General features: G+C 72.4%; 12 protein-coding genes and 2 riboswitches. Of the genes, 6 read left to right on the top strand and 6 right to left on the bottom strand.

Annotated features, from left to right (window positions below):
- Positions 1 to 11: 11 nt before the first annotated feature.
- The 4 genes from IE237_RS00325 to IE237_RS00340 all read right to left on the bottom strand — a co-directional run bounded on the left by IE237_RS00325 (position 12) and on the right by IE237_RS00340 (position 3,810).
- Positions 12 to 1,037 carry an ABC transporter permease gene (locus tag IE237_RS00325; RefSeq protein WP_189799745.1) on the bottom strand — a complete coding sequence of 342 codons (1,026 nt, stop codon included), beginning with the start codon at positions 1,035 to 1,037 and terminating at the stop codon, positions 12 to 14.
- Between the two features lie 362 nt (positions 1,038 to 1,399).
- Positions 1,400 to 2,191: an enhanced serine sensitivity protein SseB C-terminal domain-containing protein gene (locus IE237_RS00330; protein WP_189799746.1), complete on the bottom strand. Its 792-nt coding sequence runs from the start codon at positions 2,189 to 2,191 to the stop codon at positions 1,400 to 1,402.
- A 78-nt stretch (positions 2,192 to 2,269) separates the two neighbouring features.
- Positions 2,270 to 3,010, bottom strand: a complete 741-nt coding sequence (locus tag IE237_RS00335) for an enhanced serine sensitivity protein SseB (protein ID WP_189799747.1) — start codon at positions 3,008 to 3,010, stop codon at positions 2,270 to 2,272.
- Between the two features lie 140 nt (positions 3,011 to 3,150).
- Entirely contained in the window at positions 3,151 to 3,810 is a 660-nt protein-coding gene (locus tag IE237_RS00340; RefSeq protein WP_189799748.1) for an AAA family ATPase, read from the bottom strand.
- Between the two features lie 160 nt (positions 3,811 to 3,970).
- Positions 3,971 to 4,070, top strand: a riboswitch (glycine riboswitch).
- 1 nt (position 4,071) lies between these two features.
- A riboswitch (glycine riboswitch) is annotated at positions 4,072 to 4,183 on the top strand.
- Between the two features lie 60 nt (positions 4,184 to 4,243).
- On the opposite strand from IE237_RS00340, the gene gcvT reads away from it, so the two are divergent.
- The 4 genes from gcvT (at position 4,244) to IE237_RS00360 (ending at position 8,633) form a co-directional block, all read left to right on the top strand.
- Positions 4,244 to 5,368, top strand: a complete 1,125-nt coding sequence (gene gcvT, locus IE237_RS00345) for a glycine cleavage system aminomethyltransferase GcvT (RefSeq protein WP_189799749.1) — start codon at positions 4,244 to 4,246, stop codon at positions 5,366 to 5,368.
- A gap of 77 nt (positions 5,369 to 5,445) precedes the next feature.
- The gene (gene gcvH / locus IE237_RS00350) at positions 5,446 to 5,823 is read left to right on the top strand and encodes a glycine cleavage system protein GcvH (protein ID WP_189799750.1); all 378 of its coding nucleotides are present in this window, start codon (positions 5,446 to 5,448) and stop codon (positions 5,821 to 5,823) included.
- Positions 5,824 to 5,854: 31 nt separating this feature from the next.
- Entirely contained in the window at positions 5,855 to 7,123 is a 1,269-nt protein-coding gene (glyA, locus tag IE237_RS00355; protein ID WP_229842157.1) for a serine hydroxymethyltransferase, read from the top strand.
- 139 nt (positions 7,124 to 7,262) lie between these two features.
- The gene (locus IE237_RS00360; protein ID WP_189799751.1) at positions 7,263 to 8,633 is read left to right on the top strand and encodes an L-serine ammonia-lyase; all 1,371 of its coding nucleotides are present in this window, start codon (positions 7,263 to 7,265) and stop codon (positions 8,631 to 8,633) included.
- A gap of 73 nt (positions 8,634 to 8,706) precedes the next feature.
- Here IE237_RS00360 and IE237_RS00365 read toward each other — a convergent pair whose 3' ends face one another.
- Positions 8,707 to 10,023, bottom strand: coding sequence for an FAD-dependent monooxygenase (locus IE237_RS00365; protein ID WP_189799752.1), 1,317 nt, complete (start codon positions 10,021 to 10,023; stop codon positions 8,707 to 8,709).
- Between the two features lie 217 nt (positions 10,024 to 10,240).
- On the opposite strand from IE237_RS00365, the gene IE237_RS00370 reads away from it, so the two are divergent.
- Together IE237_RS00370 and IE237_RS00375 are read left to right on the top strand one after the other, a co-directional pair.
- Positions 10,241 to 11,230, top strand: a complete 990-nt coding sequence (locus tag IE237_RS00370) for an ABC transporter ATP-binding protein (RefSeq protein ID WP_189799753.1) — start codon at positions 10,241 to 10,243, stop codon at positions 11,228 to 11,230.
- On the top strand, positions 11,227 to 12,057 hold the full coding sequence (locus tag IE237_RS00375; RefSeq protein ID WP_189799754.1) for an ABC transporter permease: 831 nt from the start codon (positions 11,227 to 11,229) through the stop codon (positions 12,055 to 12,057). The genes IE237_RS00370 and IE237_RS00375 overlap by 4 nt, the downstream gene beginning before the upstream one ends.
- A gap of 82 nt (positions 12,058 to 12,139) precedes the next feature.
- Here the strand turns inward: IE237_RS00375 and IE237_RS00380 are convergent, their stop codons facing one another.
- Positions 12,140 to 13,129: a thiopeptide-type bacteriocin biosynthesis protein gene (locus tag IE237_RS00380; RefSeq protein ID WP_189799755.1), complete on the bottom strand. Its 990-nt coding sequence runs from the start codon at positions 13,127 to 13,129 to the stop codon at positions 12,140 to 12,142.
- Positions 13,130 to 13,137: the final 8 nt, after the last annotated feature.

Raw genomic sequence — 13,137 nt, forward strand, 5'->3', positions numbered from 1 at the left:
TCGGCGAACGGTCAGCGGGAGCCCTTCGGGTCGAGCGCGTCACGCACGCCGTCGCCGAAGAGGTTGAACGCCAGAACGGTGATGAAGATCGCGAGGCCGGGGATCACCATGAACAGCGGGTCCGACTCGTAGGTGGTGATGGCCGTCGACAGCATCTGGCCCCAGGAAGCGGTGGGAGGCTTCACACCCGCGCCGAGGAAGCTGAGCGCCGCTTCGGTGAGGATGTTGGTGGGGATCATGAGGGTCGCGTAGACCATGATCGGGGCGAGCAGGTTCGGCAGCAGCTCGCGGCGGAGGATGTAGAAGCGGCCGGCGCCCAGGCTCTGGGCGGCCTCGACGTACTCGCGGTTGCGCAGCGAGAGGGTCTGGCCTCGGACGATACGGCCGACGTACGGCCAGCCGAAGAAGCCGATCACCAGGACGAGCGCGGCGATGCGCACGCCCGATCCGTCCAGTCCGAGGAACTCGTTGGGCAGCACCGAGACCAGGGCGATCGTGAAGAGCAGCTGCGGGAAGGCGAGCATGACGTCCATGACCCGGCTGAGGGCCGCGTCGACCCAGCCGCCGAAGTAGCCGGCGATGACGCCGAGGACGGTGCCGAGGAAGACCGCGAAGACCGCCGCGAGGAAGGCGACGAGCAGGGAGATCCGGGCGCCGTACACGATCCGGCTGAAGACGTCGCGGCCGTTGACGGGCTCGACGCCGAAGAGGAAGTCGGAGCTGACCCCGCCCCAGGAGCCGATCGGGGTGCCGAACAGCGGGTCGATCTGGTCCTCGTGGAACTCGTCCGGCGGGTGGCCCAGGAGGCCGACGATGACCGGCGCGAAGATCGCGACGAGGATGAGGAAGACGACGACGAAGGCGCCCGCGAGGGCCAGCTTGTCGCGCTTGAGGCGGGTCCAGGCGATCTTCCAGGGCGAGCGCCCCTCGATCGCCTTGGAGGCGCCGGAGTTGTCCGGAGTGCCAGGAGCGTCGGGCGCGCCGTCGACGGTGGCGGTCGCCTCGCCCGCACTCGTCTCGTGCAGTGGTGCCGTCATCGTGGTGAGGACCCCTCTCGGCCGCCGGTAGCCGGCCCTTGCCCGCCGCGGGTAGCGGCTCGGTGGAACAACATGCTGGGCACCTGCTCGAAAGGAGCGGAACGCCCGGTGTTCCGGGGAGTCTTCAATGCGTTTGTGATCACCCGCCAGCCCTGACGGGGAATGTTTGCTCAAACGTGATGCGGTGCTGCGACTTCCGTTATCCGGACGTCGTGATCACCTGAGCGGACCAACCGGGGCCCTCTCGCCCGCAATCGGACATGTCGCTCAACAGGTGTCGCGAGCTGTCGAATTGGGGTGAACGAAGGCCTCCGGAGTGGACTCCGGAGGCCTTTGCCGACAAGTGGGACAGGAGGGACGTCTCAGTATCCGGACGGAGCCGGTGGCGGGTACCCGTACCCCGGTACGGCGGCGGAGCCGCGTCCGGCGTGCGCCTCCCGGTCGTAGAACGGGCGCGCGTTCGCCCGCAGCCACAGGGCCACCGGGTCGTACGCGTCGGAGAGGGCGACCGTCGAGACGGGCAGCTCGTCGGGGACGGCGCCGATCGACTGGCGCATCATCGAGCGGACCGTGTCGACGGCCGCCGCGGACGTGTCGTACAGGTCGAGGCCGATGACGAGGTACGGGGAGCCGAGGGCCGGCTGCACCCAGCCGCGGCGCAGCGCCCGGACGGCCGGGGTGCGGTGCGCGTTCTGCGTGAGCAGGGCGTAGAACTGCGGGATCTCCAGGGCGGGCTCGGTGACGCGCAGCGGTCCGGCGGGCATCCGGTCGAGGCCGGTCGCGATCCGGCGCAGGTCGGCCCAGGGGATGCCGACGCCGCCGCCGGGGGCGTGCGGATTGAGCCAGACGCCCCAGCGGTCGGGGTAGAGGGCGCGGGCGATCTCGCGGCCGGTGACGAGCTCGTGGGCGCGGTTCCAGCCGGAGGCGGCGAGCTCCTGGGCGGAGGTGACGCAGGGCGCGTAGCCGAAGCCGTCGACCTCCATGTTCCCGTACTGGGCGTCGGGCGAGCCGGGGGCGCCCTGCCAGAGCAGCATCCAGAGCTCGCCGTCGGCGAGGGCGTGCAGCAACTGCTCGTACGCGTCGTAGCGTCCGGGTGCCACCTGGCGCAGCATGTGCTCGACCGTTCCGGCCGCAGCGGTGCCTGACGCGCTCACCCTGGGTCCCGCCCCTCTTCCGTCCACCACGTACGTCTGTCCAGCGATCCAGTCAGTTCAGCTTAAACAGGGTGCCGCTCACACGGCGGCGCGCTGGTAGAAGGGGCGCACCCGCTCCAGCATCCAGTCGCCGACCGGGTCCTGCGCCATGTCGAGCAGGATGAGGTTGACCGGCCAGGCGACCTCGACGCGGCCGAGGGCGCGGCCGAGGGCGTCCAGGGGGGCGTTCCGGTCGACGCCGTCCCAGCCGGCGAGCTGGACGCCGACGAAGAGGGCCGGTTCGGTGCCCTCGACGCTGGCGAGGGCACGGCGGGCGGTGGTGACGACTCCGGTGGCCTCGAACTCGGCGGAGGCGGCGGCGAGGAAGTCGACGGGGTCGTCCTGCCAGTCGGGCTCGAAGAGCCGGACGCGGCCGCCGCTGGCGGGGCCGTCGAGCGGGGTGCGGCCGGCGCGGCAGAGCTCGGCGACGGCGGGCGGGGGCAGCGGGACGCCGACGGTGCCGCCGGGGTTCACGGCGATGCCGAGCTGCGGGGGCAGGCCGCGGGCGAAGTCGCGGGCGGGGGCGACGGTGAAGGACATGTGGTCGCCGACGCAGGCGAGGAACTGCTGTTCGGAGCTGAAGACGGGGACGTAGGCCGCGCCGTCGATCTCCATGGTGGCGAGGTCGAGGCCGGGGCTGTCGGGGCCGCCGCCGTTGGGCAGGGGCACCCAGACCGGACTGCGGCCCAGCACCTCGACCAGGCGTCCGCCCGCCTCGGGGTTGCCGAGTGAGGCGGCAAGGACCTCTTCGAGCTCATTGCCCGGCCACGTCACGTCCACGGTCGCGTTTCCCCTTCTCGCACGGCCTGCCGCACCGGCCGCCCGGCAGCACCCTAACGCCGCCCCGGCGCCGCCGTGGCCAAAAGGGAAGGGTACGGGCGTCCCGGGACGGCCCGGGACGCGGCGTGGGGAGCGGACGGTCAGGCGGCCTCCCGGAAGCCGATCCTGCGGAGGGAGTCGGCGGCGTCCCGGTCGAGGAGGGTCACCGAGGCGCAGCCGTGCGGCAGGCTGCCGGACTCGGCGGCCCGCAGGAGCCGGCCGACGGCCCTCCGGTGCCGGGCGAAGGCGTACGCGGAGACGCCGCGGCCCCGGGCGTGCTGCCCCTCCCGCGCGGTGTCGGGGGTGACGTCGAGGAGGAGCAGGTGCAGGGCGCGGCCGCGCCGTCTCGCCTCGCGGGCGAGCCAGGCCCGCACCCAGGACTGGGTGCCGCAGTCGTGGACGATCACGCTCGCGCCGGAGCGCAGGACGCGGCGGAGTCCGGCGTAGTGCGCGATCCGGACCAGGGGGCGGTAGACGGCGTACGGGAGGAGGCGGGGCATGCGGGCCTCCCAGCGCTCACGGGTGTCCTGCGAGTCGATGCCGCTGTCCCCGGCGGCGCGCTTCATCAGGGTGGACTTGCCGCTGCCGGGCAGCCCGGAGACGACGACCAGGTCGCCGGCGGCGAAGGTGAGCGCACGGGGCCCGCGGCCGCCGCGCTCGCGCAGGTCGCGCAGGATGCGGCCGCGGCGGCTCCGGGCGCGGGCCCGCTGGGACGGTATGCCGGTACTCGCCGCGTATGCGCCGGTGTGCTGGATCCTCATCGCTCTCCCCCTGTCGGGTCTCAGGAGACCTGAGGAGACCCTTGCCCACGAAGTGTAAAGAAACGGTAATGCGGCACAAGCGATTTGCCCCGCCGACACCGCGTGCAATGATGTGCGCGCCAGGCGCGCACAGTCGCCGCACAATCGCATACCGGCCGCTCGAATCCGCGCGGGAGAGTTCCGGACCGCCGAGCGCGTCCGGGCGCCGAAGGAGCAAGACCCTCCCTTGAATCTCTCAGGCCCCGTACCGCGTGGATGAGGCAGATCTGAAAAGCGGGACACCCTGCCGTGTCCCCACCCAAGGTGCAAGCCGACCTCTCGGTGACGAGATGCTCTCGGTGAACCTCTCAGGTTCCATGACAGATGGGGAGGACGTCCTCGCCCGTCATGTGTTTTCGTCACCGATCACGCCCTTGGGACCCGGGAGCCACCCATGAGCACTGCCCCCCGTCTGACCGCCCTCGATGCCCTGCATCGTTCGCTGGGCGCGACCATGACCGACTTCGCCGGCTGGGACATGCCGCTCCGGTACGGCAGCGAGCGCGACGAGCACAACGCCGTCCGTACGCGGGCCGGCCTCTTCGACCTCTCCCACATGGGCGAGATCACCGTCACCGGCCCGCAGGCCGTGGAGCTCCTCGACCACGCCCTCGTCGGCAACATCTCCACCGTGGGCAACGGCCGCGCCCGCTACACGATGATCTGCCAGGAGGACGGCGGCATCCTCGACGACCTGATCGTCTACCGCCTCGGCGAGACGGAGTACATGGTCGTCGCCAACGCCTCCAACGCCCAGATCGTCCTGGACGCCCTCGTCGCCCGCGCCGAGGGCTTCGACGCCGAGGTCCGCGACGACCGCGACGCGTACGCCCTGCTCGCGGTCCAGGGCCCGGAGTCCCCCGGCATCCTGAAGTCGATCACCGACGCCGACCTGGACGGCCTGAAGTACTACGCCGGCCTGCCCGGCACGGTCGCGGGCGTGCCGGCGCTGATCGCCCGCACCGGCTACACCGGCGAGGACGGCTTCGAGCTGTTCCTGAAGCCCGAGCACGCCGAGGGCGTCTGGAAGGCGCTGACCGAGGCGGGCGAGGGCGTCGGCCTGATCCCCTGCGGCCTGTCCTGCCGCGACACGCTCCGCCTGGAGGCGGGCATGCCGCTGTACGGCCACGAGCTGACCACCGCGCTCACGCCCTTCGACGCGGGCCTGGGCCGGGTCGTGAAGTTCGAGAAGACGACCAACGAGGGCCGCTTCGTCGGCCGCGAGGCGCTGGAGAAGGCCGCCGAGCGCGCCGAGACCGCCCCGCCGCGCAAGCTCGTCGGTCTGGTCGCCGAGGGCCGCCGGGTCCCGCGCGCCGGCTTCCAGGTCGTCAAGGACGGCGAGGTCATCGGCGAGGTCACCTCCGGCGCCCCGTCCCCGACCCTCGGAAAGCCGATCGCCATGGCGTACGTGGACGCGGCGCACGCCGCGCCCGGCACCGAGGGTGTAGGTGTGGACATCCGCGGCACCCACGAGCCGTACGAGGTCGTCGCGCTGCCGTTCTACAAGCGCCAGAAGTGACGCAGTCGTCTCATCCCCGGTCTCATCCCGCGAGACCGACGTTCATCAGTACTCCCCCGATCCAGGAGAATCAGGTCATGAGCAACCCCCAGCAGCTGCGCTACACCAAGGAGCACGAGTGGCTGTCGGACGCCGTGGACGGCGTCTCGACCGTCGGCATCACGGAGTTCGCGGCGAACGCCCTCGGTGACGTCGTCTACGCCCAGCTCCCCGCCGTCGGCGACACCGTCACCGCGGGCGAGACCTGCGGCGAGCTGGAGTCGACGAAGTCCGTGAGCGACCTCTACTCCCCCGTCACGGGCGAGGTCGTCGCCGCCAACGAGGACGTGGTGAACGACCCGTCGCTGGTGAACACGGCTCCGTTCGAGGGTGGCTGGCTGTTCAAGGTGCGCGTCACCGGTGAGCCGGAGGAGCTGCTCACCGCCGACGAGTACACCGCGTTCTCCGCCGGCTGAGACCGGGCCCGAGACCCCTAGGGATCGATTCATGTCGCTTCTGAACACTCCCCTCCACGAGCTGGACCCCGACGTCGCCGCCGCCGTCGACGCCGAGCTCCGCCGTCAGCAGTCCACCCTCGAGATGATCGCCTCGGAGAACTTCGCTCCGGTCGCGGTCATGGAGGCCCAGGGCTCCGTCCTCACCAACAAGTACGCCGAGGGCTACCCGGGCCGCCGCTACTACGGCGGCTGCGAGCACGTCGACGTGGCCGAGCAGATCGCCATCGACCGGATCAAGGACCTGTTCGGCGCCGAGTACGCCAACGTCCAGCCGCACTCCGGCGCCTCCGCGAACCAGGCCGCCCTCTTCGCGATCGCCCAGCCCGGCGACACGATCCTGGGCCTGGACCTGGCGCACGGCGGCCACCTCACCCACGGCATGCGCCTGAACTTCTCCGGCAAGCAGTTCAACGTGGTCGCGTACCACGTGGACGAGGCCGGCCTGGTCGACATGGCCGAGGTCGAGCGCCTCGCCAAGGAGCACCGCCCGAAGGTGATCATCGCGGGCTGGTCCGCCTACCCGCGCCAGCTGGACTTCGCGGAGTTCCGCCGGATCGCCGACGAGGTCGAGGCCTACCTGTGGGTCGACATGGCCCACTTCGCGGGCCTGGTCGCCGCCGGTCTGCACCCGAACCCGGTCGAGTACGCGGACGTGGTGACCTCCACCACGCACAAGACGCTCGGCGGCCCGCGCGGCGGCATCATCCTCGCGAAGAAGGAGTTCGCGAAGAAGCTGAACTCCTCGGTCTTCCCCGGCTTCCAGGGCGGCCCGCTGGAGCACGTGATCGCGGCCAAGGCCGTCTCCTTCAAGATCGCGGCCTCGGAGGAGTTCAAGGAGCGCCAGCAGCGCACCCTCGACGGCGCCCGCGCGCTCGCCGAGCGCCTGGTCCAGGACGACGTCACCGCCCACGGTGTCTCCGTCCTGTCCGGCGGCACGGACGTGCACCTGGTCCTGGTGGACCTGCGCGACTCCGAGCTCGACGGCCAGCAGGCCGAGGACCGTCTCCACGAGGTCGGCATCACGGTCAACCGGAACGCCGTTCCGAACGACCCGCGCCCGCCGATGGTCACCTCGGGTCTGCGCATCGGCACGCCGGCGCTCGCGACCCGCGGCTTCCAGGCCGAGGACTTCGCCGAGGTCGCCGACGTCATCGCCGAGACCCTGAAGCCGGGCTTCGACGCCGACAAGGCCGCGGCCCTCAAGGCCCGGGTGACCGCGCTCGCGGACAAGCACCCGCTGTACCCCGGCCTGAAGTAATTTCGTACCCTTTTGTTCGTACGGAATCTCCGGGGCACCGCGCACACTGGACAGTGGGCGCGGTGCCCCGCCCCTTGCTCAGCCCTTTCTGCTCCACCCCGGCAGACAACGGCGTCTAGCCCCCACAAGGAGTCCTCCCGTGGCCATCTCGGTCTTCGACCTGTTCTCGATCGGCATCGGCCCGTCGAGCTCCCACACGGTGGGCCCCATGAGGGCTGCCCGGATGTTCGCCCGCCGGCTGAAGAACGAGGGCCTGCTCGCCCACACGGCGAAGATACGGGCGGAGCTGTACGGCTCCCTCGGCGCGACCGGCCACGGCCACGGCACCCCGAAGGCGGTCCTGCTGGGCCTGGAGGGCAGCTCGCCGCGCACGGTGAACGTCGAGACCGCGGACGACGAGGTCGAGCGGATCAAGTCGAGCGGCCGGATCAACCTGCTCGGCGCGCACGAGATCCCCTTCGACTTCGACGCCGACCTGATCCTGCACCGGCGCAAGGCGCTGCCGTACCACGCCAACGGGATGACGATCTTCGCGTACGACGCGGAGGGCGGCCTGGTCCTGGAGAAGACGTACTACTCGGTCGGCGGCGGCTTCGTCGTCGACGAGGACGCGGTCGCCGGCGAGAACCCGATCGTCCCCGACGACACCGTCCTGAAGTACCCCTTCCGCACCGGCGACGAGCTGCTCCGCCTCGCGAAGGAGACCGGCCTGTCGATCTCCGCGCTGATGCTGGAGAACGAGAAGGCCTGGCGCACCGAGGACGAGATCCGCGAGGGCCTGCTGGAGATCTGGCGGGTCATGCAGTCCTGCGTGTCGCGCGGCATGTCCCGCGAGGGCATCCTGCCCGGCGGCCTGAAGGTCCGCCGCCGCGCCGCGAACCTGGCCCGCAAGCTGCGCTCCGAGGGCGACCCGAAGATGCACGCCATGGAGTGGATCACCCTCTACGCGATGGCCGTGAACGAGGAGAACGCGGCGGGCGGCCGGGTGGTCACGGCTCCGACGAACGGCGCCGCGGGCATCATCCCCGCCGTCCTGCACTACTACACGAACTTCGTGCCCGGCGCCGACGACGACGGCATCGTCCGCTTCATGCTGGCGGCCGGCGCGGTCGGCATGCTCTTCAAGGAGAACGCCTCGATCTCCGGCGCCGAGGTCGGCTGCCAGGGCGAGGTCGGCTCGGCCTGCTCGATGGCGGCGGGCGCGCTCGCCGAGGTCCTCGGCGGCTCGCCGGAGCAGGTGGAGAACGCGGCCGAGATCGGCATGGAGCACAACCTGGGCCTGACCTGCGACCCGGTCGGCGGACTGGTCCAGATCCCGTGCATCGAGCGGAACGGCATGGCGGCGGTCAAGGCCGTCACGGCGGCGAAGATGTCGATGCGCGGCGACGGCAGCCACCTGGTCTCCCTCGACAAGGTCATCAAGACCATGAAGGAGACGGGTGCCGACATGAGCGTCAAGTACAAGGAGACCGCGCGCGGCGGTCTCGCGGTGAACATCATCGAGTGCTGAACCGTTCACGCACACGGCCGGCCGGCCCCGGGACTCCCGGGGCCGGCCGTTCCCGTTCCCGTCACGCCGCCCTTCACGCCGGGCTCGGCACCACGCTCCGGCCCGTCTCGTGGGCGTACAGCATCGCCCGGTCCCGCAGCGCGGCGTGGACCGCCATGCGGGCGTCCCGGCGGCGCTGCGCCGGACCGTCCGGCAGGTGCAGGATGCCGGCGTTGCCCCGCGAACCGCGCTGGATCTCGGCCGTGCGGGGGATCCGCAGCCCCTGGTAGCGGTCCAGCCGGGCCGCGGTCGTCGCCGCCGCCGGGTCCGCCAGGCACGCCGCCAGGTCCATCGCGTCCTCGACCGCCTGGTTGGCGCCCTGCGCCATGAACGGCAGCATCGGGTGGGCCGCGTCGCCGAGCAGCGTGAGCCGGCGCGAGGACCACACGTCCAGCGGGGGACGGTCGTGCAGCGCCCACTGGTGCGTCGACTCGACGGCCGCCACGACGTCCGCGACCAGGCCCGTCCAGCCGCCGAAGACCCCGCGCAGCGCCTCCGGGTCGCCCGGGGCCGACCAGGACTCGCCGGGCGACGCGGCCATCGGCACGGTCGCCGCGAAGCTCAGGTACTCCCCCGCCGCGACCGGGTAGCACACGAAGTGCCCGCCCGGGCCGAGCCAGAGGCGTACCAGGGGCTCGCGGGCCGTGTCCGGGAGGGCGTCCACCGGCACCAGGCCCCGGTAGATGCCGAGCCCGGCGAACTCCGGCTCGTCACGCCGGAACGCCTCGCGGACCGTGGAGTGGATGCCGTCGGCCCCGACCACCAGCTCCGCCCCGCGGACCGTCCCGTCCTCGAAGCTCAGCCGCACGCCCTCGGGCCCGGTCTCCCGGGCCTCGCTCAGCCGCTCGCCGAGCCTGAGGGCGTCGGGGTCGACCAGCGAGAGCAGCGCGTCGTGGAGGTGCGCGCGGTGCACCGCGTAGTACGGGGCCCCGAACATCCGCTCGCACTCCGCGCCCAGCGGCGTCCGCGCGATCGGCCGCCCGCTCCACCCCCGTACCTCCATGGCCTCGATCGCCACCGCCCGCTCGCGCAGGGCCGGGCCGAGGCCGAGCCGCAGCAGCGGCCGGACCGCGTTCGGCGAGAGCTGGACCCCCGCCCCCACCTCCGCGAGCCGCCGCGCCTGTTCGTACACCGTGTACGGAATGCCCATGGAGGAGAGCGCACCGGCCAGGGCCAGGCCGCCGATGCCGGCGCCGACCACCGAGACGTGCGGCCGCTCCTCCGCTCCCCACTCGTCCAGATCCCCGAACCGCACCTTTGAGACCGCCTTCCGCGTCGCTGCTGTGTCGGCACCGTCGGCGTCGCCGGCCGCGGTCTCCCCCGGTCCGGCCGTCCGCCGCATCCCGAGCATGGGCGGGCCGCCCGCCCCCGGCAACGCGGGTCACGGCCCGCGCTGACAACTGTCGCGGCTTCCATGACGTCCGTCACCGGCGCCCCCGCGCGCCCGCTCGGGGCCCCTGCCGCGCGCCTAACGTCGAGGCCGCGCCCCGGAGTCCGTCTGCGGGCGACGACCCCACGACGCCCCACGAGACCGGGAGGCACACAGTGACACGAGCGGAGGGACCGCGGTGACCGCCGCGGTGGCCGTCGAAGGCCTGCAGAAGCGGTACGGCGACCACGAGGCCGTACGCGGAGTCGACTTCACCGTCGCCGAGGGCGAGATCTTCGCCCTGCTCGGGCCGAACGGCGCGGGCAAGACCACCACCCTGGAGATCCTGGAGGGCTTCCGCGAACGCGACGGCGGCCGCGTCGAGGTCCTCGGCCGCGACCCCGGCGTCAAGGCCGACGGCCACTGGCTGCGCGGCCAGGTCGGCCTCGTCCTCCAGGACATCGCCGTCGAGCCCTATCTGTCGGTGCGGGAGACCGTCGCCCGGAACGCCGGGTACTACCCGGACCCGCGGAACGTCGACGAACTCCTCGACCTCGTCGGCCTGAACGAGAAGAAGGGCGCCAAGGTCAAGGACCTGTCCGGCGGCCAGAAGCGCCGGCTCGACCTGGCCCTCGGCGTCGTCGGCCGGCCGAAGCTGCTCTTCCTGGACGAGCCGACCACCGGCTTCGACCCGAACGCGCGCCGCGGCGCCTGGGACGTCGTGCGCAACCTGCGCGACGACGGCACCACCGTCGTCCTCACCACCCACTACATGGACGAGGCACAGGCCCTCGCCGACTCGGTCGTCGTCATCGCCGAGGGCCGGATCGTCGCCTCCGGCACGCCGGACACGCTCGGCGGACGCGACAGCGCCCAGACCCGGATCCGCTTCGCGCTGCCGGCCGGCGCCTCGCTCGCCGACGTGCCCCTTCCGGTGAACGACGTCGAGGACGGCCTCGTGACGGCCGAGACGACGGAGCCGACGGCCGCGCTGCACCGGCTGACCGGCTGGGCCCTCGACCGGGGCACGCCGCTCGACCGGCTCACCGTCGAGCAGCCCACCCTCGAGGACGTCTACCTGAGCCTGACCAGCGAGTACGTACAGCAGGAAGCCTCCTCGCCGTCGTCCGCGCGGGGGCGCAAGACGCCCGCGGGACGAGGGCGCCGACCCGGACGGAGCCGCTCATGACCACCCTGATCCCCCCGACCGCCGAGACCGCGGCGGCGGCCCCGTCCGCGCGCGCGGACGCGCCCCGCGAGCGGAACCCGCTCGCCCTGCTCGGCCATCAGATCCGCTACGAACAGCTGTCGTTCTGGCGCAACCCGCAGTCGATGGTCTTCACCTTCGTGCTGCCGATCGTCATCATCGGCATCTTCGGCGCCGTCTTCAGCGGCAGCGAGGGCCAGGACTTCTTCTTCGGCCTCACCGGCATGCAGTACTACACGCCGGTGATCGCCGCCGTCTCCGTGCTCGGCGCCTGCTACGGCCAGCTGGCGATCGTGCTCGCGATGCGCCGGCAGACCGGCGTCCTCAAGCGGCTGCACGCCACCCCGCTGCCCGCCTGGGTGTACTTCGCGGGCCTGCTCGTGCACTGCGTCGTCGTCAGCATCGTGGACGTCGCCCTCGTCTTCGGCATCGGCGCCCTCTACGGCGTCGACCTGCCCACCCACTGGGGCGCGGTCCTCCTCACCCTGGTGCTCGGCGCGGCCAGCTTCTGCGCGCTCGGCGTCGGCGTGGCCTCGCTGATCAAGAACTCGGAGGCGGCCCCGGCCGTCGTGCAGTTCATCCAGTTCCCGCTGGTCTTCATCTCGGGCAGCTACTTCCCGATCCACGCCGAGCTGCTCAACACCATCGCGGGCCTGCTCCCCGTGAAGCCGTTCAACGACGCCATGCTGGCGCTCTTCACGCAGGACGCCGGCTTCCAGTGGCGTGACCTCGCCGTCCTCGCCGCCTGGGGTGTCATCGGTGCCCTGATCGCCGTCCGCAGCTTCCGCTGGGACCCGCGCCCCGAGTAGTGGGGGGGGAACGCATCAGGAAGGCCCGGCCGGGTTTCCCGGCCGGGCCTCCTGCTGTGTGACACCCCGTGGGGGGCGGGGGTCACGCGGCGGGCACCGCGGGGGATCCGGTGCCGTGCGGTACGGGGGTGTTCTCCGGGAGCGGGAAGGCGTGGGCCAGCACCGCGTAACTGCGCAGCTCCTCCAGGAGGCTCAGGCCCAGCCGGTTGTGGAGCATGTGCGCGTGCGAGAAGAGGACCATGCCGGGGTGGGACGGGGACTGCGCCCGGATCTCCTCGGCGTGCGCGGCGAGGAGGGACGGGGACTGCGCCCGGATCTCCTCGGCGTGCGCGGCGAGACGGTCGTGCCAGCCGGCGAACGGGCCGTGGGCCTCGGGGTCGAGGGTCACGGCGCCCTCGACCCGGGTGATCGTGTCGAGGAGCGCGGCCGGGTGGCCGGCCTCGGCGGCCCAGGCGCGCCAGGCGCCGAGACCGTGGGCGAAGTAGTACGCGCGCTCCGCCGGGTCCCCGAGGGCGGCGGCGACGGCCAGGGTGCCGCGCAGGGCGAGCAGGGCCCGCTGCCGTTCGCCGGTCACCCGGGGCAGGGCGGCCAGGACGAGGCCGCTGGACAGGGTGAAGAGGGACTCGGCGGCCGGCATGAGGGCCCGGCCGCCGTAGCGGTCGAACTCCGGCTCGTAGACGGCCGGGTGGACACCGGGCGGCAGCAGGTCCTTCACGGTGGTGTTCTCGCCGGTCTCGCCCGCGGCGGCGAGCCGCTCGGCCCCGCTGCGGTAGGCCGCGGGGTCGAGCGGCTCCTCGCCCGGGGCGGGGGCGCCGGCCACGGCGAGACGCGCGGTGAGCGCGGCCTCGACCCGGGCTCGCGCCCCGGCGTCGAGGTCGCCCACGCGCAGCCGCAGATGGGGACCCGACTGCCAGTAGCGGATGAAGAACCACGGTGTGCCGGGGACCAGTTCGCGGACGGTGGGGCCGATGACGTCGGTGACGACCCGGTCGTGGGCCGACCGGGCCGTGGTGCCGAGGTGGAGGTGCCAGGCGGTCCACTCGGTGGGCCGGGGATCAGGTGGCGGGGTCACGGGACGCT

The sequence above is a fragment of the Streptomyces tanashiensis genome (assembly GCF_014648895.1).
In the GTDB taxonomy this organism is placed as follows: Bacteria; Actinomycetota; Actinomycetes; order Streptomycetales; family Streptomycetaceae; genus Streptomyces; species Streptomyces tanashiensis.

Bases quoted from the DNA above. Each gene is read 5' to 3' on its own strand.
- gcvT (WP_189799749.1), top strand. From the start codon at position 4,244: ATGAGCACTGCCCCCCGTCTGACCGCCCTCGATGCCCTGCATCGTTCG.
- glyA (WP_229842157.1), top strand. From the start codon at position 5,855: ATGTCGCTTCTGAACACTCCCCTCCACGAGCTGGACCCCGACGTCGCC.
- IE237_RS00365 (WP_189799752.1), bottom strand. From the start codon at position 10,023: ATGCTCGGGATGCGGCGGACGGCCGGACCGGGGGAGACCGCGGCCGGC.
- gcvH (WP_189799750.1), top strand. From the start codon at position 5,446: ATGAGCAACCCCCAGCAGCTGCGCTACACCAAGGAGCACGAGTGGCTG.
- IE237_RS00375 (WP_189799754.1), top strand. From the start codon at position 11,227: ATGACCACCCTGATCCCCCCGACCGCCGAGACCGCGGCGGCGGCCCCG.
- IE237_RS00340 (WP_189799748.1), bottom strand. From the start codon at position 3,810: ATGAGGATCCAGCACACCGGCGCATACGCGGCGAGTACCGGCATACCG.
- IE237_RS00325 (WP_189799745.1), bottom strand. From the start codon at position 1,037: ATGACGGCACCACTGCACGAGACGAGTGCGGGCGAGGCGACCGCCACC.